Source organism: Xanthomonas sp. WHRI 7945 (assembly GCF_035026585.1).
This window is the reverse complement of record NZ_JAYIQP010000003.1, coordinates 235,404-250,863: the sequence shown is the minus strand read 5'-3', so window position 1 is coordinate 250,863 and position 15,460 is coordinate 235,404. Positions and strand designations below refer to the sequence as shown.

The window sequence follows — 15,460 nt, the reverse complement described above, 5'->3', positions numbered from 1 at the left end:
GATCAGGTGCAAGTGGATCGCTGCAACTGGAGTCGACTGCGCCGTGAGCACTTTTGACTCGGATATCGCAGTCGACCACATCTTGTGGGAGCGACTTCAGTCGCGACGGGCTTTACCAGCAAAGCGCATCGCGACCGATGGCCCGAAGCCACCTGCAGTCGCGCCTACGACTTCCGTGGATTAAACACAACGAAGAAAACGCGCTAGCCGACTGCCTGCAGCAACGGCGGCTCTGCCGGCGGCGCGGTCGAGCCGCGCGTCACCAGCGTGTACTTCATCACCTGGTGCACACCGCGGTTGGGCAGGCCGTCGCGGCGCTGGCGGATCTCGCTGAGCAGCAGCGCGACCGCGGCGCGGCCCATCGCGGTGACCGGCTGGTGGATGGTGGTCAGCTCGGGCCAGATCGTGGTCGCCACCGGGGTATCGTCGAAGCCGGCGACCGACAGGTCCTCGGGCACGCGCAGGCGCAGGCTGTAGGCGATGGCCACCGCGGCGGCGGCCATGTCGTCGTTGCTGCACAGGATCGCGGTCGGGCGCGGCGCGGCTTGCAGCAGCGCGGTCGCGGCGAGCAGCCCGGAGCGGTAGGTGAACAGGCCATCGGCCACGCGCGTGGCGGCGACCGGCAGGCCGGCCGCGGCCATGGTGTCGAAGAACGCGCGGCTGCGCAGCGCGCTCGGGGTGTGCTTGGGGTCGCCGCTGATGAAGCCGATGTCGCGGTGGCCGAGCTCGATCAGGTGGCGGGTGATCGCGCAGGCGGCCTGGTAGTCGTCGATGCGCACCGAACTGACGCCGTGCATCGGCGCGCCGGTGGCCACGGCGACGACCGGGATGCCGCGCGCGTCCAATTCCTCGATGGTCTGCTGCGAGTCGCACAGCGGCGGCGGCAGGATCACCCCGTCCACGCCGGCTTCGAGCAGGCGCTCGGTGGCGGCGCGCTGGCTGCCGATGTCGTCGCTCTTTTCCACCAGCACCTGGCTGCCGTCCAGGCTGCTCTGCTCGAGGATGCCGAGCATGAACTGGTTGAGATAGGCCGCGCTGGGATTGCTGTACAGCACGCCGATCCGCGCCAGGCTGGCGGTGCGCAACGAGCGCCCGGCGAGGTTGGGCCGGTAGCCCAGCGTCTTGATCGAGGCCTCGACGCGCTCGCGCATCGCCGCGCCCACCCGCGGGTGGTGGTTGATCACGCGCGAGGCGGTCATCGGCGAGACGCCCGCGTGCCGCGCCACATCCAGCAGCGTCACCGCCGAGCCTGCACGACCTTGCCGTTTGCCCATCGTGGGTCCTGGCGTTGCGAGAGAGGGAAGGCCTGCACGCATCCCCCGCGGCAGGCGTGGCAGCTTACTCCGTGGGCGGTTCCACTGTCTTGGCCTGGCTGCCGAAGCCGCCGTCCGCCTCGGCGGCCAGATAGGCGAACACCGCGTAGGCGGCGACGTTCTGCGCCAGCGCCTTGGGGTCGATCTTGTCCAGGGTGTCGTCGGCGGTGTGGTGCAGGTCGAAGTAGTCGCTGCCGTCCTGCGCCAGCCACGCCCAGGCGCCGCCCTTGGCCGCGAGCGGGCCCACGTCCGGGCCGGGGCCGCCCTTGTCCGGCGCGTAGTCGATGCCCAACGGCGCCAGCGCCTCGGCGATCTGCCGGGTCGCCTCGCGCGAGGCGGCGGCATCGCCGGAGCCGGTGTTGAACGCATAGATGCGGCCGGCGCCGAAGTCGCTCTCGGCGGCGATCTGGTGCAGCGCCACGTCCTTGGCGTGCGCCTGCGCGTAGGCCTTGCCGCCGTACAGGCCCTGCTCCTCGTTGGCGAAGGCGACCACGCGGATGCTGCGCTTGGGCGCGCGCTTGAGCTGGCCGATCAGGTGCCCGGCGGCCATGCTGATGCCGACGCCGGCACCGTCGTCGATCGCGCCGGTGCCCAGGTCCCACGAATCCAGGTGGCCGCCGATCACCACCACTTCCTTGGGCTTGCTGCGCCCGGTGATCTCGCCGATCACGTTGTACGAGGTGGCCTGGCCGTCCCAGCCGCAGTCCAGCGCCAGGCGCAGCCGCACCGGGCCGCGCGCGACCAGCCGCGCCAGCTGGTTGGCATCGGGCACCGACAGCGCCGCCGCCGGCACCGGGGTCAGGCCTTCCTCGAAGCGGGTGATGCCGGTATGCGGCACGCGGTGCGAGTCGGTGCCGGCCGAACGCATCACGAAGCCGATCGCGCCCTTGCGGATCGCCTCCGATGGGCCCTTGCTACGCACCGCGCCGCTATTGCCGTAGTCCTTGCCATCGCGCGCCTTGACCATCTGGTAGTCGACGAAGGCGATCTTGCCGCGCAGCGAACCGGCCGGCGCGGCCTGCAGCGCGGCGAGGTCGGCGAAGCGCACCACCTCGGCCTCGACGGTACCGGCCGGGCTGCCGCCCAGCGCGGTCACGGTCAGCGGCTGCGCATTGGCGCCGAGCACCTGCGCATGCTCGCTGCGCCGCTCCCATTTCGGGAACGTCACCGGCTCGGTCCACACCCTGTCGAAGCCCAGCGCCTTGAACTTGGCCTTGGCCCACGCGACCGCGCGCGCATCGGCGTCGCTGCCAGCCATGCGCGGGCCGACTTCGGTGGTCAGCGATTCGACCACCTTCCAACCGGTGTCGTCTGCCAGGGCCTGCTCGCGCAGCGTGGCGGCGGTGGACAGCGCCGCGTCCGGGATGCGGGTGGTCTCGGCCGCGGCGGCGGACGAGGTGGCGAGCATGGCGGCGATGACGACGGCAAGACGACGCATGGAGGACTCCGCGACAGGGGAAGCCACGAGCTTAGCAGCGCGTGGCGCGCCTGCGGGCGCCGCGCCTACTTGGGCGCGGCGTCGTTGTTCAACGCATCGCGGATCTCGCGCAGCAGCAGCACCTCCTCGCTCGGCGCCTTGGGCGCCGGCGGTTCCTTGCGCGCGATGCGGTTGATCGCCTTGACCAGCATGAAGATGGCGAAGGCCACGATCACGAACTGGAGGATGGTGTTGAGGAAATCGCCGATGCCGATCACCACCGCCGGCACTTCCTTGCCGGCCGCGTCCACCGTCGCCGCCTTCAGCGTCCACGCCCAGCGCGAGAAATCCACGCCGCCGGCGAGCACGCCGATCGGCGGCATGATGACCTTCTCCACCAGTGCGGTGACGATCTTGCCGAACGCGGCGCCGAGCACCACGCCGACCGCCAGGTCCAGCACGTTGCCGCGCATGGCGAATTCCTTGAACTCGCGGATCATGCCCATTGGAGCTTCCTCGAACGTTGCGCGGGCCTGTCGCCGCTGCGCAAGCCTAGCGCAGTCGTTGTCGTTCGCGAATCACGATGCACAGGCATCGCCGCTCAAGCGACGATGGTGCCGTGGCGCTCGGCGACGTTCTCCAGGCGCGCGCTGAAGCGATCGCCCGGCTGCAGCGCGGCCACGCCGGCCGGCGTGCCCATGAACACCAGGTCGCCGGCGCGCAGCGCGAACAGCTTGGACAGCTCGTGCAGGATCTCCGGCACGTTCCAGATCATCTGGTCGAGCAGCGATTGCTGGCGCACCTGCCCATTGACCTCCAGCGACAGGTTCAGCGCCTCCAGCGCGCCCACTTCGCCGGCCGGGATCAGTTCGCTGATCGGCGCGGAATGGTCGAAACCCTTGGCGATGTCCCACGGCAGGCCCTTGGCCTTGGCCGCGGCCTGCAGGTCGCGCCGGGTCAGGTCCAGGCCGACGCCGTAGGCCAGCACCAAGGCGCCGGCATCCTCCACGCTCAGCACGCCGGCCGGCGCGTCCTGGCCGAGCGCCACCACCAGCTCCACTTCGTGGTGCAGGTCCTGGGTCGCGGACGGGTAGGGGATGGACTCGCTGCCGACCACCAGCGCATCGGCGGGCTTCATGAAGAACGTCGGCTGGCCGCGATCGGCCTTCGACGCCGGCGCGCTGGCGCCCATTTCGCGCGCATGGTCGGCGAAGTTGCGGCCCACGCAGTAGATGCGATGCACCGGAAACAATCCCAGCCCACGCACGGGCACGCGCGGAGCTTCGGCAGCGGCGAACAGGTCTTTCATGGGCACGCATCCAGAGAAGAACGGGATGCGGAAGTTTAGCGCGTCAGGTTCGACCCGACTCCGGCAGGCGAGGTGATGTCGCTTTCGCGAATCCCCAATCCCGATTCCCCAATCCCGGCCTTACAACGGCAACGCCGGCTTGCGCACCACGCGGTACTCGCCATCGACCACATGCTGGCGCGCCGTGGACGGCCGCTTGCCGCTGCGCTGGCTCAGCAGCTTCACCGCGATGCCGCCGAGAATCATCGCCGCACCGACGAACACGCTGACGAACACCAGCCCGGCGAGGATCGCCAGGCCGAGCAGCCCGACCGCCAGCTTCACCAGCGGATGGCGCGGCTTGCGCGGCGCGAAGACATGCCGGAACTGATCGAAATTGAAGGCGCGTGCACGCATGGCAGAAGTCTGTGTCAGTTGGAACCGATGGCGCAGTATCCGCGGTGTCTTCTGTGACGGAGTGAAAAGTTCGTTAAGCGTAAAATTAACACTTGGTCAATGTCTTGCGGTGGTGCGCGGGACCGGGGACCGGGGACCAGGGACCCGAAGAACGGAAGTCGGTAATGCTTCAAATCGGGCTCTGCGCTTTTCCGAGGCCCGAGTCCCGTGCAAACGAACATGCAAGAATGGCGGCCCTTTCCGCAGCTGTCGCCGTCTTCCATGACCGAGTCGTCCGCCGTGTTGGCGCAGCTGGAGCAACTCGCGCCCGGTGCTCTGGTCGAAGTCGAGGCTGCCATTGGCGGCGAGGTCGAATCGCTGCTGCTGTACCGCGACGGCGATGGCGTGCGCGCGTGGTTGAACGTGTGTCCGCACGCCGGGCGCCGGTTGGATTGGGCGCCGGGACAGTTCCTGAAGAGCCGCGAGGGCCACGTGGTGTGCGCCGCGCACGGCGCCGCGTTCGAGTTGCAGCACGGCAGCTGCGTGTCCGGGCCGTGTCGCGGCCAGAGCATGCTTGCGGTGTCGGTGGCGGTGCGCGAGGGTCAGGTGGTGTTGGTCTGAGGCCGGTGCGCGGATATCGATCCGACTGCGGTCACGGAGAAGATGTCGTCTTGCGAGCGGCAGTCATGCCAGGCCTGGCGGGCGAAGCCCGTCGCGACTGAAGTCGCTCCCACATGTCTTCCGGCCGCAGCGTCTGCGCCGCCAATGCCTGGCTAGAACGCGCCCCACCAGGCCATCGACATCAGGTTGACCATCAGCACCACCACCGCGGTATAGATCAGCGACAGCGGCGCGCCGACGCGCCACAGTTCACGCGGCTGGTAGTTGGCGGGGCCGGTGATCATCGAGATCACCGGGTTGGACGCGGTCATCAGGTTGTTGGAGGCCGACAGCGCCACGATCAACGCGAACGCGGTGGGATTGCCGCCGGCGGCCAGCGCCAGGTTGACCGCGATCGGCACCATCACGATGGTCGCGCCGACGTGGCTGATCACCAGCGAGAACGCGGTGGTCAGCAGCGCCAGCGCGATCTCCAGCGCCCACACCGGCACGCCTTCGGGCAGCCGCGCGATGGTGTGGCCAGCGACCCACGCCGCCGCGCCGCTGCTGTCCATCGCCCAGCCCAGCGGGATCAGCCCGGCCATCATGAAGATGGTCTTCCAGTTGATCGAGGCGTAGGCCTCGTCCATGCGCAGCACGCCGGTCAGCAGCATGCCGGCCACGCCGGTCATCAGGGTCAGCGCCACCGGCAGCTTGGAGGTCAGCGCGATCAGGATGGTCAGGGCGAAGATCGTCATCGCGATCTTGAACTTGTGCGGGCGGTGCTCGCCCTTCGGATAGTCGGTGACGACGACGAAATCGCGGCTCTCCGAGGCCTGCGCCAGGTCCTGCCAGATGCTGTGGAACACCAGCATGTCGCCGGCGCGCAGCGGCACCTTGCGCACGTCCTCGCGGATCACCTGCTTGTCGCGGTTGATCGCCAGCAGGCTGATCCCGGACTGCTTGCGCAGGCGCAGCTCGGCCGCGTTCTTGCCGATGAAGCGCGAAGTCGGCGGGATCACCGCCTCGGAGATGCCGGCGCGGCTGGGATTGAACAGGTCGCCGAGGTTGCGCAGCCGCGAGGACAGGCGCAGGAACTGGTTCTGCGCGAAGTCGGCCACCTGCTGGCGCGCGCCCATCACCCCGAGCACGCTGCCGACCCAGATGCGCATGTCTGCCGGCGGCGCCAGGCGGGTGTCGTTGCCGGTCTTCAGGGCCAGCAGCAGCGGCGCGTCGTGCACCGTCTCGGCTTCGCCCAGGGTCATGCCGACCAGCGGGCTGTCGGCGCTGACGATCAGTTCGAACACGTCGCCCTCGATGCCGTAGGTGCGTGCGAAGTAGCTCTCGGTGCGCGCCGGGGTGACCCCGTTGTTGATCAGCTGCTCTTCCTCCATCAGCGTCTTGTCGCCGCGCACGCGGAAGTAGATCAGCGACGCCAGCAGCAGCGCCAGGCCGATCGGCAGCGGCGCGAACATGCGCAGCGGCTCGATCGTGGCCATGCCCGAGGGCAGGTTGTTGTTGGCCGACTGCAGCAGGTCGTTGAGCAGGATCAGCGGCGAGTTGCCGACCATGGTCAACGCGCCGCCCATCACGATCGCCGCGGCGATCGGCAGCAGCAGGCGCTGCAGGGTCAACCCGGTGCGCGCGGCCAGGCGCGAGGCCACCGGCAGGTACAGCGCCATCACCGACGGGTTCTGCATGAACGAGGAGTTGAGCCCGGCGATGGCGGTGGTCAGCAGCATCAGCCGCTCCTCGACCCCGCGCGCGCGGCGCAGCAGCCACGAGGCCAACCGGTTCAGCGCGCCGGTGCGTTCCAGCCCGGCGCCGAGGATGGTGGTGGCGATGATGCTCATCACCGCGTTGCCGGAGAAGCCGCTGAACAGTTCTTCCGGCGGGATCAGCCCGGTGACGCCGAGCACCACCAGCACCACCAGCGCGACCACGTCGGCACGGATCCGCTCGAACACGAACATCGCCATCGTGAAGCCGACCAGCCCGAGCACGAGCTTCATGTCGTTGGTCAGCGTCAGCGCGGTGTCCATTTAGGGCCGGGATTCGGGATTGGGGATTAGGGAGTGGACAAGGCGGCAGGCGGAGCCGGCCGTGGCAATGGCTTGCCGTGGAAATACGTCGTCGGGATGGCGGATGCGCTCCTCATCTAGTCCCGAATCCCCGATCCCGGCTTGTCGTACAGCAGATCCCACACGCCATGGCCGAGCTTCTGGCCGCGGGTCTCGAAATGGGTCTGCGGGCGCCAGTCCGGGCGCGGCACGTGGCCGCGCGGGCCGGCACGGTTGACCAGGCCGTCGGTGGCATCGAGCACGTCCCACATCTGTTCGGCGTAGTCGGCCCAGTCGGTGGCCGCGTGCAGGCGGCCGCCGTCGCGCAGCTTGCGCACCAGCAAGGCGGCGAACGCCGGCTGCAGCAGGCGGCGCTTGTTGTGGCGCTTCTTGTGCCACGGATCGGGAAAGTAGATGCGCACTTCGTCGAGCGCGCCGTCGGCGATCTCGTGCTCCAGCACTTCCACCGCGTCATGGTGGTACAGGCGCACGTGTTGGCTGTCGTCGGCGGCCAGCGCGTTCAGCACGCGGCCTACGCCGGGCGCGTGCACTTCGATGCCGACGTAGTCGCGGGCCGGGTCGTGGCGGGCGGCGAAGCGCAACGCCTCGCCGTTGCCGAAGCCGATCTCCAGCACCTTGCGCGCGGTGCGGCCGAAGGTGGCGTCCAGATCGCGCGGCTGGCCGGCGTAGTCCAGGCCGAAGCGCGGCCACAGTTCGTCGAACGCACGCTGCTGGGCGGGAGTGAAGCGGCCCTGGCGCAGCACGAAGCTGCGCACCTGGCGCCGGCCTTCCTCGATGGTGAAGGGCTTGGGCGGGGTCTTGGCGCCGGCGCTGGAGAACGGATCGGTCATGCGCGCGGCCTCAGCCGATCAGCCCGTCGACCGGCGACGACGCACTGGCGTAGCGCTTGCGCGGGATGCGCCCGGCCAGGAACGCCTCGCGCCCGGCCTCGACCGCCTTGCGCATCGCGCTGGCCATCAGCACCGGGTTGCGCGCGCCGGCGATGGCGGTGTTCATCAGCACGCCGTCGCAGCCCAGCTCCATCGCGATCGCCGCGTCCGAGGCGGTGCCGACGCCGGCGTCGACGATGATCGGCACCTTGGCGTTGTCGATGATCTCCAGCAGGTTGTAGCGGTTCTGGATGCCCAGCCCGGAGCCGATCGGCGCGGCCAGCGGCATCACCGCCACGCAGCCGATCTCCTCCAGGCGCTTGGCCAGGATCGGGTCGTCGCTGGTGTAGACCATCACTTCGAAACCGTCGGCGACCAGGATCTCGGCGGCCTTCAGGGTCTGCACCACGTCCGGGAACAGGGTGCGCTGGTCGCCCAGCACTTCCAGCTTGGTCAGGTTGTGGCCGTCGAGCAGTTCGCGCGCCAGGCGGCAGGTGCGCACCGCGTCCTCGGCGGTGTAGCAGCCGGCGGTGTTGGGCAGGATGGTGTAGCGCTGCGGCGGCAGCACGTCGAGCAGGTTGGGCTCGCCGGGGTTCTGGCCGATGTTGGAGCGGCGGATCGCGACGGTGACGATTTCCGCGGCGGCGGCCTCGGTGGCCTGCCGGGTCTGTTCGAGATCGGCGAACTTGCCGGTGCCGGTGAGCAGGCGCGAACGGTAGGGCTTGCCGGCGATCACCAGCGCATCGTGGGGGGCGTGAGCGTTCATCGCCGGATTATCGCCCATCGCACCCGACGCTGCCGAGCGGGCGCCGCGCGGGATTCAGCCGCCGCCCAGCGCGTGCACGATCTCGACCCGGTCGCCGTCGCGCAGCGCGTGCTCGGCGTGTGCGCCGCGCGGCACGATCGCGCCGTTGACCTCGACCGCGACGCGGCGTTGCGCCAGGCCTTCCTCGATCAGCAGGACGGCGACGGTGGTGTGGGGCTGCAAAGGGCGGAGCTGGCCGTTCAATTCGATGTTCATGTCATCATTGTGCAGTGCGTGCCGTCAGGCGCGCGATGTATTGCGGCAGTGCAACGTGAGCGCGCAGGGCAGAGGTGAAATCATGCCTGCCATGCGGCTGCGTATGTTCTGGCCGTGCCCCGAGTCACCTTCATTATCGCCCGGGAGGGCATCCATGACTTCGTCCATCCGTCCACTCCGCTCGCTGCTGGCCGCCGCGATCGTGCTCGCCGCCGCGCCCGCGTTCGCGCAACAGACCTATAGCCGCACCGTGTTCTTCGGCGACAGCCTGACCGACGCCGGCTACTACCGGCCGCTGCTGCCGGCCTCGGCGCAGGCGGTGACCGGCCAGTTCACGACCAATCCGGACTGGGTGTGGGCGCAGTACATCGCCGACTACTACCACACCGACGGCCACGCCAACGGCAACGGCCAGATCGGCGACAACTACGCCGCCGGCAACGCCCGCGTCGGCCTGGCCAACCCGAGCGCGCTGGGCGTGGCGCCGTCGCTGGCGACGCAGACCAGCAACTATCTGTCCGCCAACGGCGGCAAGGCCGACCCGAACGCGCTGTACAGCGTGTGGGGCGGCGCCAACGACCTGCTCGCGGTCGCGGCCGGCGCGCCGGCGCAGGTCACGATCGGCAACTCGGTGACCGCGCAGGTGGGCATCGTCGCCGGCCTGCAGAACGCCGGCGCGCGCTACGTCATGGTCACCACCATCCCCGACGTCGGCCTCACCCCGCGCTTCCGCGCCGGCGGCGCCACGACGATGGCGCAGGGCACCGCGCTGGCCGGCAGCTACAACAGCGCGCTGTTCGCCGGGCTCAAGAGCGCCGGGCTGCAGGTGATCCCGGTGGATACCTTCCATCTGCTGCAGGAAGTGATCGCCAGCCCGTCCACCTACGGTTTCAGCAACGCCACCGGCACCGCCTGCCAGCCGCAGATCACCGCGCAGTCGCTGACCTGCAACCCGACCAGCTACGTCAGCGCCGACGCGGCCGACAGCTACGTGTTCGCCGACGGCATCCATCCGACCGGCCGCACCCACGAACTGCTGGCGCAGTACGCGCTGTCGATCCTGGAAGGCCCGCGCCTGCAGCAGGTGCTGAGCCACTCGGCCGAGGTCACCGGCCGCGCGCGCGCCGACCAGGTCGCCTGGCACGTCGATGCCCGCCCGGAAGCGGACGGCATGCGCTGGTGGGGCAACCTGCGCGGCGACATGCAGCGCTATTCGCACGGCGACCTGTACGACGGCCTGGCCCCGGCCGGCCTGTTCGGCGTGGACTGGTCGCGCGGCGAGTGGGTGTTCGGCGGCTTCGGCGGTTTCGGCCGCGTCGACGCCGACTTCGGCAACCGCGGCGGCGACTACACCCAGGACGACAGCACCCTGGGCGGCTTCGCCGGCTGGTACGGCGAGCGCGCGTGGGTCAACGCGCAGGTCAGCTACAGCTGGCTGAGCTACGACGTCAAGCGCAAGGTCAACCTGGCGGCGGCCACCATCGAGCACAACGGCTCGCCGGACGGCAGCAACCTGACCGCGGCGCTGCAGGGCGGCTACGAGTTCGGCGAGGGCGCGTTCAAGCACGGCCCGGTGGCCGCGGCGATCTGGCAGAAGGTCAAGCTCGACGGCTACACCGAGAGTAACCCGAACTCCAGCGCGCTGGGCTACTACGACCAGGACGTCGAGTCGCTGGTCGGCCGCCTCGGCTGGAAGGCCAGCGTCGATGCCGGCATGGTGAAGCCGTACGTGCAGGCGACCTACGACCACGAGTTCAAGAAGGGCGAGCAGGCCACCGCGTGGCTGCAGACCATGCCCGAGCTGGGCGCCTACGCGGTGCCGGGCCTGGCCATGGACCGCAACTACGCCTCGGTGGTGCTGGGCGCGCGGACCAAGGTGTGGGGCCTGGAGAGCAATGTCGGCATCGCCGCCACCACCGGCCAGAGCCGCGCGCGCGACACCTCGCTGTTCGTGAACTTCGGCGGCAGCTTCTAAACGCTGCATCGCGGCTGTCCATCGTGCTCGGCGCAACGCCGGGCACGATGGACTGTCAGGACGGGGACCGCCGCACGGCTCCCTGTGGGAGGGGCTTCAGCCCCGATGCCTTGGTCGAGAAGGCGTCGGGGCTGAAGCCCCTCCCACAAGAATCCCACCTCGCAAATACCGGCATCGCGATCAAGTCGATGCCGGCGCGCCATCGCTGCAGCTTTGTCGCACCGATTCTTGCGCAACCGCCGGCCCACCGCATAGACTGCACTGGCGACGCGGGCGTAGCTCAATGGTAGAGCTGTAGCTTCCCAAGCTACTGACGTGGGTTCGATTCCCATCGCCCGCTCCAGTCGTTGCAAGGCGCTTGCAAATCGGCGCGCTCCGCATTCTCCAGCCCGCTCCGCAATTCGCTGCCCGGCGCGGCCTTGGAACCTTCCTTCTCTTTGCTCTCGATAGCCCGCAAGCCAGCCTGCATGGGCGCAATGGCCGCCACCGGCGTGTCCGGAGAGGCGCATCGCAACCGATATGCGCGCGCTCAGGACTGCGTGGCGATCGCGAACTCGTCGAGTTGGCGCTGCGACATGCTGCTGTTGTTGAGGATCACGATCGTCTCGCGCGTGTCCAGGCGGTGCGCGAGCAGCGAGCGGTAGCCGGCAGTGTTGCCGGTTTCCCAGGCGTAGGTGCGGCGCTTGCCCTGCAGCGTCAGTGTCTTCACGCGGCCGCCGAGCGCATATTCCTCCGGCATTTCCACCGTGTTGAGCTGGCGCAGCGAGGCTGCCGACAGAAAGCCCTTGTCGTAGACGCGGTGCGCGGCCTGCATCAGGTCCTGGGCGTTGCTGAAATAGCCGCCGGCCGCGGCGATGAAGCCCGGCCTGTCGTAGGCACGGCGCTCGGGCGGCGACAGCGTCCGGTAGGAGGGCACCGTGGTCGGCGCGGTCGCGATCGCCGGGCCGGTGCCGGTGTGGCGCAGCTCCAGCGGGTCCAGGACCAGGCTGCGCACGGCGTCCACGAACGGCATGCCGGCGACCGCTTCGACGATCGCGTAGACGACGATCCAGTTGGCGAAGATGTAGTCGAATTTCGCGCCAGGCTCGAACGCGAGGTCGGCGCTGGCGAACCGGCGCACCGCCTCGGCGGTCGGCAGCTCCAGCGTCATCAGCGATGGATCGGCCTTGGCGGCCGGGCTGAACTGCTCGGTCAGGCCGCTGCTGTTGGACAGCAGGCGCCGCAGGTTGATGCGGGCGCCGGTGTCGGCGCGATAGTCCGGCAGCCAGGCGGTGATCGGCCGGTCGAGGTCGAGCTTGCGCCGTTCGACCAGGCGCAGCACCGCCAGCGTCGTGAGCCATTTGGAAATCGAAGCGATGCCGTAGACGTCGTCGAGCTGCGCCGGCCGCTGCGCTTCCACGTCCACGATGCCGAAGGGCTGCGCATAGGCGACCTTGCCGTCGCGGGCGAGCAGGACCACGCCCTGGAAGCCGTTCGCCTTCGCCCACGCGTCGATGATGCTTGGCGCCTCCTTCGCGGCCGCCGATGCGGGGCGAGGCAGTGCGGCCAGCAACAGCGCCGCGCCGGAGGCGGCCAGCAGCGATCGCCGCGACATCGAGGGCGCAACGGGCGAATCGGGCATGGCAATGTCTCCAGAATGGGTGCGGCGCCGGAATGCGATGCGTCTGGCTTGGCCGACACTGACGGCCGTGGCCACGATCGCGCCGTGGCGGCGAGGAGCAAAGGCCGCGTTCGCGCCGATTCGGGCGCAGCGACTGTATCAGTTGCGGGCGATCGCACGGTTGCGGGTTTCGGCGTGTCGCCGCGGCGCAGGGCGTTCGGTCGAGCGGGAGCCGGTGGCCGCAGCGCTGTTTGCCAAGTCCGTCTATCGGTGCATCCATGGCGAGCGACGCGCAGCGATACGCGTCTGGCGCCATGGCGAGAGGAGTTTCCGCGCTGGCGCCGAACGGTGTGTGGTCGATGCCAGCGGTGTGGCCTGGTTGAGCGGTGCGCGCGGGCCGATCCGGCCGAGCCGGCGAGCAAGGCGATCCGCTAGGACATCGCAGCACGCGCTGTCGCGGGCTGACGATCCGTATTCGCCGGGGCTTCGTCGATTGCTTGGCCGTTCGTCGTGGCCTACTTGCTTGCTGGCGCGTGGGAGTCTTCCGCGCGCTCGATCCTGCTGCTGCCATCGGCGGCGAGGGTGGCGCTGAGGCGGCGCTGGCCGTCCGCGGCGATCAGCACCACGCCCGAGCCGCCGGCGTCGTTGAGGAACAGGTAGGACGAGGCGCCGCCTGGGCGTTCCAGCAGCAGGTGCGCGCCCTTGTCGTCGATTTCGACGGTGGCGTGCGGGCCGGCGGCGAGCGGGTTGAACAGCGTCAGCGCCGGGCGTCCGGCGGCGTCGAGCGCGACGCGCGCGCCGGTGCTGCCGTCCTCGCGCAGCAGCACGATCTCAGGGACGCCGTTCAGCGCCGACAGCAGCATCCGCGGGCGGCCCTGCGCATCGACGATGCGCAACTCCTGCGTGGTGACGGGCGGCGGAGGCGGTGGCAGGTCGGTCATTGGCGATGTTCCTTGGGCTGTTGCGGGCATTGCGGCGCATCCATGGGGTGCACGCTTCGCGCGTGGCGCCGCGGCGCGCGCTGCCTCAGGCGGGCTTGATCATGTCGCGGGCGTAGTCGAGGCCGATGCCATAGCCGCCGCCATGGTCGACGACGATGCTGCGTGCAGCCTCGTAGGTGGCGTGCCGGGTCCAGTCGCGCTGCAGTTCGAGCAGGAACTGCAGCCACGAGGTCATGACTGCGCCTGCCTGTTCCATGCGTCGCAATGCGGCATCGTGGCTGGCGGCGGTCAGCCCGCCGCAGGCATCGGCCACCACATGCACCTTGTAGCCGTCGGCCAGCGCCGACAGCACCGGGAAGCTGACGCAGGCTTCGGTCAGCAGCCCGGCGAAGACCAGGGTCTTGCGGCCGGTGGCGACGACGGCCGCCTTGGCCGCCGCGTCTTCCCACAGGTTCATGTTGCGCCGCTCGATCGGCACGATATCCGGCAGCGCCGCGCGCAGCGGCGGCATCAGCGGGCCGCTGTAGACCTTCGACGCGGAGGTGCTGACCACCACCGGCACGGCGAAGGCGACGGCGCTGCGCGCGAGCGCCACGGCATTGCTGCGCAGGGATTGGCGGTCGGCGGAGCCGGCGGCGAACGCCAGGCCTGCCTGTTCGTCGACCAGCACCAGCGCGCACGCGTCCGGGGTCAACAGGGGAAGATCGCTCATGATGCGCTCCAGGGGTGGGGTTACGGCGCGATGCCGAGTTGCTGGTCGACGGTCAGCCGGTCCCAGTAGATCGTGACCTCGTCGATCCGGTGGTCGGCGCGGTAGTGGAGCAGCATGACCCCGGGGTGATCGAAGCGGCGGCCGTTGCCGGGCGTGGTCTTGCCGGTCGCCGGGTCCACGTAGGGGCCGCTCCAGGTGCCGGTGACCCGTTCGACCGACACGCCCTGCATGCCGTCGACCAGCGCGTCGGTCAGGGTCACGTGGAAGTCGGGATAGGCCTTGAAGATCATCGCGAAGAACGCGTGCGTCCCGGCCGCGTCGAGCGGCTTGGGATTGCTGGGCTGGTGGATCACCACGTCGGGCGTGAACAGGGTCATGACCGTGTCGATGTCGTGGCTGTTCCAGGCCTCGGCCCAGCGCTGGATGTCGGCATGGCCGATGGCGCCGGCCGTGGCCGGCGGGGCGGCCGCATGGCCGGGCGCCGGGCTGGCGGCGAGCAGCGCGGCGAGCAGTGCGGGCAGCGGCATCTTGATGTGCATGGTTCGGTTCCTTGTCGCTGCGCGCATCCGCGCACGGGTTCAGCGCGCGGCGCGGGAGCTTTCGTAGAGGAACCAGGCGCGGCGTTCGGCCTCGTCGATCCACACTTCGATCAGGCTGGTGGTGGCGACGTCGTGGTGCTCGTCGCATACCGCATGGGTCGCGCGCAGGAAGCCGGTGAGCCGGCGATTGTCCTCGGCCAGTTCGGCCAGCATGTCCTGCGGCGTCACGTAGTCGGCGTCGTTGTCGAGCAGCCGCTGCAGGCGGTGGATGTGGCCGATCGAGCGCAGCGTGGTCGCGCCGACCTTGCGCGCGCGCTCGGCGATCGCGTCGGTGGTGGCGAAGATCTGGTCGCCCTGTTCGTCGAGCAGCAGGTGGTAGTCGCGGAAATGCGGCCCCGACAGGTGCCAGTGGAAGTTCTTGGTCTTCAGGTAGAGCGCGAACGTGTCCGCCAGCAGGACGTTCAGCGCCGCGCCGATATCGGTGGTGGCCTGGGCGCCGAGATCGGTCGGCGTGTGCAGCGCGCTGCTCTGGCGCGACTTGATCGAAACGGTATCCATGGGTGTCTCCTGTTGAAGGGCCTGCCTGCTGCCGGGGCGGTGCCGCGGCGGTCCGTGGGCGAGTGGTGCCGCGATGCCGCTCCACTCGACGAGGCAGAGGTTAGGCGGCGGGCGAGGGCGCGGACATCGGCGGATCGTTTCGCCGCCTCA

At 69.6% G+C, this 15,460-nt stretch carries 16 protein-coding genes and 1 tRNA gene; 3 read left to right on the top strand and 14 right to left on the bottom strand.

The window, feature by feature from the left end; translation table 11 throughout:
- Positions 1-203: 203 nt before the first annotated feature.
- The 5 genes from VDQ83_RS04200 to VDQ83_RS04180 form a co-directional block, all read right to left on the bottom strand.
- Complete coding sequence (locus VDQ83_RS04200) at positions 204-1,274, bottom strand: LacI family DNA-binding transcriptional regulator (protein ID WP_455433967.1); 1,071 nt, start codon at positions 1,272-1,274, stop codon at positions 204-206.
- Between the two features lie 64 nt (positions 1,275-1,338).
- Positions 1,339-2,751 (bottom strand): M28 family peptidase, encoded by a 1,413-nt coding sequence (locus VDQ83_RS04195; protein WP_263395484.1) that lies wholly within the window; start codon positions 2,749-2,751, stop codon positions 1,339-1,341.
- 65 nt (positions 2,752-2,816) lie between these two features.
- On the bottom strand, positions 2,817-3,236 hold the full coding sequence (mscL, locus tag VDQ83_RS04190) for a large-conductance mechanosensitive channel protein MscL (protein ID WP_309921145.1): 420 nt from the start codon (positions 3,234-3,236) through the stop codon (positions 2,817-2,819).
- Between the two features lie 95 nt (positions 3,237-3,331).
- The gene (locus VDQ83_RS04185) at positions 3,332-4,039 is read right to left on the bottom strand and encodes a fumarylacetoacetate hydrolase family protein (RefSeq protein WP_309921148.1); all 708 of its coding nucleotides are present in this window, start codon (positions 4,037-4,039) and stop codon (positions 3,332-3,334) included.
- A 120-nt stretch (positions 4,040-4,159) separates the two neighbouring features.
- On the bottom strand, positions 4,160-4,435 hold the full coding sequence (locus tag VDQ83_RS04180) for a hypothetical protein (protein WP_309921150.1): 276 nt from the start codon (positions 4,433-4,435) through the stop codon (positions 4,160-4,162).
- 261 nt (positions 4,436-4,696) lie between these two features.
- Between VDQ83_RS04180 and VDQ83_RS04175 the strand changes: the two genes are divergently transcribed.
- Positions 4,697-5,035, top strand: a complete 339-nt coding sequence (locus tag VDQ83_RS04175) for a Rieske (2Fe-2S) protein (protein WP_455433966.1) — start codon at positions 4,697-4,699, stop codon at positions 5,033-5,035.
- Positions 5,036-5,187: 152 nt separating this feature from the next.
- Here the strand turns inward: VDQ83_RS04175 and VDQ83_RS04170 are convergent, their stop codons facing one another.
- The 4 genes from VDQ83_RS04170 to thiS all read right to left on the bottom strand — a co-directional run bounded on the left by VDQ83_RS04170 (position 5,188) and on the right by thiS (position 8,985).
- A complete protein-coding gene (locus VDQ83_RS04170; protein WP_263395480.1) occupies positions 5,188-7,056 on the bottom strand; it encodes an SLC13 family permease in 1,869 nt (622 codons plus the stop codon).
- 116 nt (positions 7,057-7,172) lie between these two features.
- A complete protein-coding gene (trmB, locus tag VDQ83_RS04165; protein ID WP_455433965.1) occupies positions 7,173-7,925 on the bottom strand; it encodes a tRNA (guanosine(46)-N7)-methyltransferase TrmB in 753 nt (250 codons plus the stop codon).
- A gap of 10 nt (positions 7,926-7,935) precedes the next feature.
- Positions 7,936-8,730 (bottom strand): thiazole synthase, encoded by a 795-nt coding sequence (locus VDQ83_RS04160; RefSeq protein WP_263395478.1) that lies wholly within the window; start codon positions 8,728-8,730, stop codon positions 7,936-7,938.
- Positions 8,731-8,784: 54 nt separating this feature from the next.
- Positions 8,785-8,985 (bottom strand): sulfur carrier protein ThiS, encoded by a 201-nt coding sequence (gene thiS, locus VDQ83_RS04155; protein WP_263395477.1) that lies wholly within the window; start codon positions 8,983-8,985, stop codon positions 8,785-8,787.
- A 154-nt stretch (positions 8,986-9,139) separates the two neighbouring features.
- Here thiS and VDQ83_RS04150 point away from each other — a divergent pair, with 154 nt between their 5' ends.
- Both VDQ83_RS04150 and VDQ83_RS04145 read left to right on the top strand, forming a co-directional pair.
- On the top strand, positions 9,140-10,960 hold the full coding sequence (locus tag VDQ83_RS04150; protein WP_455433964.1) for an autotransporter outer membrane beta-barrel domain-containing protein: 1,821 nt from the start codon (positions 9,140-9,142) through the stop codon (positions 10,958-10,960).
- A gap of 269 nt (positions 10,961-11,229) precedes the next feature.
- Positions 11,230-11,303: transfer RNA gene (locus VDQ83_RS04145), tRNA-Gly, on the top strand.
- Positions 11,304-11,489: 186 nt separating this feature from the next.
- On the opposite strand, the gene VDQ83_RS04140 is transcribed toward VDQ83_RS04145, so the two are convergent.
- The 5 genes from VDQ83_RS04140 to VDQ83_RS04120 all read right to left on the bottom strand — a co-directional run bounded on the left by VDQ83_RS04140 (position 11,490) and on the right by VDQ83_RS04120 (position 15,310).
- A complete protein-coding gene (locus VDQ83_RS04140) occupies positions 11,490-12,581 on the bottom strand; it encodes a serine hydrolase domain-containing protein (protein ID WP_455433963.1) in 1,092 nt (363 codons plus the stop codon).
- A 494-nt stretch (positions 12,582-13,075) separates the two neighbouring features.
- Positions 13,076-13,501, bottom strand: coding sequence for a hypothetical protein (locus tag VDQ83_RS04135; RefSeq protein ID WP_455433962.1), 426 nt, complete (start codon positions 13,499-13,501; stop codon positions 13,076-13,078).
- 85 nt (positions 13,502-13,586) lie between these two features.
- Complete coding sequence (locus tag VDQ83_RS04130; RefSeq protein ID WP_455433961.1) at positions 13,587-14,213, bottom strand: isochorismatase family protein; 627 nt, start codon at positions 14,211-14,213, stop codon at positions 13,587-13,589.
- A 20-nt stretch (positions 14,214-14,233) separates the two neighbouring features.
- Positions 14,234-14,752 (bottom strand): ester cyclase, encoded by a 519-nt coding sequence (locus tag VDQ83_RS04125; protein ID WP_455433960.1) that lies wholly within the window; start codon positions 14,750-14,752, stop codon positions 14,234-14,236.
- A 39-nt stretch (positions 14,753-14,791) separates the two neighbouring features.
- Positions 14,792-15,310 carry a Dps family protein gene (locus VDQ83_RS04120; RefSeq protein WP_263395471.1) on the bottom strand — a complete coding sequence of 173 codons (519 nt, stop codon included), beginning with the start codon at positions 15,308-15,310 and terminating at the stop codon, positions 14,792-14,794.
- Positions 15,311-15,460: the final 150 nt, after the last annotated feature.

What these genes read in the sequence shown, in the direction of transcription:
- VDQ83_RS04180 (WP_309921150.1), bottom strand. Translation starts at nt 4,435, where the DNA reads ATGCGTGCACGCGCCTTCAATTTCGATCAGTTCCGGCATGTCTTCGCG.
- VDQ83_RS04160 (WP_263395478.1), bottom strand. Translation starts at nt 8,730, where the DNA reads ATGAACGCTCACGCCCCCCACGATGCGCTGGTGATCGCCGGCAAGCCC.
- VDQ83_RS04150 (WP_455433964.1), top strand. Translation starts at nt 9,140, where the DNA reads ATGACTTCGTCCATCCGTCCACTCCGCTCGCTGCTGGCCGCCGCGATC.
- mscL (WP_309921145.1), bottom strand. Translation starts at nt 3,236, where the DNA reads ATGGGCATGATCCGCGAGTTCAAGGAATTCGCCATGCGCGGCAACGTG.
- VDQ83_RS04170 (WP_263395480.1), bottom strand. Translation starts at nt 7,056, where the DNA reads ATGGACACCGCGCTGACGCTGACCAACGACATGAAGCTCGTGCTCGGG.
- VDQ83_RS04140 (WP_455433963.1), bottom strand. Translation starts at nt 12,581, where the DNA reads ATGCCCGATTCGCCCGTTGCGCCCTCGATGTCGCGGCGATCGCTGCTG.
- VDQ83_RS04125 (WP_455433960.1), bottom strand. Translation starts at nt 14,752, where the DNA reads ATGCACATCAAGATGCCGCTGCCCGCACTGCTCGCCGCGCTGCTCGCC.
- trmB (WP_455433965.1), bottom strand. Translation starts at nt 7,925, where the DNA reads ATGACCGATCCGTTCTCCAGCGCCGGCGCCAAGACCCCGCCCAAGCCC.
- VDQ83_RS04175 (WP_455433966.1), top strand. Translation starts at nt 4,697, where the DNA reads ATGACCGAGTCGTCCGCCGTGTTGGCGCAGCTGGAGCAACTCGCGCCC.
- VDQ83_RS04195 (WP_263395484.1), bottom strand. Translation starts at nt 2,751, where the DNA reads ATGCGTCGTCTTGCCGTCGTCATCGCCGCCATGCTCGCCACCTCGTCC.
- VDQ83_RS04185 (WP_309921148.1), bottom strand. Translation starts at nt 4,039, where the DNA reads ATGAAAGACCTGTTCGCCGCTGCCGAAGCTCCGCGCGTGCCCGTGCGT.
- thiS (WP_263395477.1), bottom strand. Translation starts at nt 8,985, where the DNA reads ATGAACATCGAATTGAACGGCCAGCTCCGCCCTTTGCAGCCCCACACC.
- VDQ83_RS04130 (WP_455433961.1), bottom strand. Translation starts at nt 14,213, where the DNA reads ATGAGCGATCTTCCCCTGTTGACCCCGGACGCGTGCGCGCTGGTGCTG.
- VDQ83_RS04120 (WP_263395471.1), bottom strand. Translation starts at nt 15,310, where the DNA reads ATGGATACCGTTTCGATCAAGTCGCGCCAGAGCAGCGCGCTGCACACG.
- VDQ83_RS04200 (WP_455433967.1), bottom strand. Translation starts at nt 1,274, where the DNA reads ATGGGCAAACGGCAAGGTCGTGCAGGCTCGGCGGTGACGCTGCTGGAT.
- VDQ83_RS04135 (WP_455433962.1), bottom strand. Translation starts at nt 13,501, where the DNA reads ATGACCGACCTGCCACCGCCTCCGCCGCCCGTCACCACGCAGGAGTTG.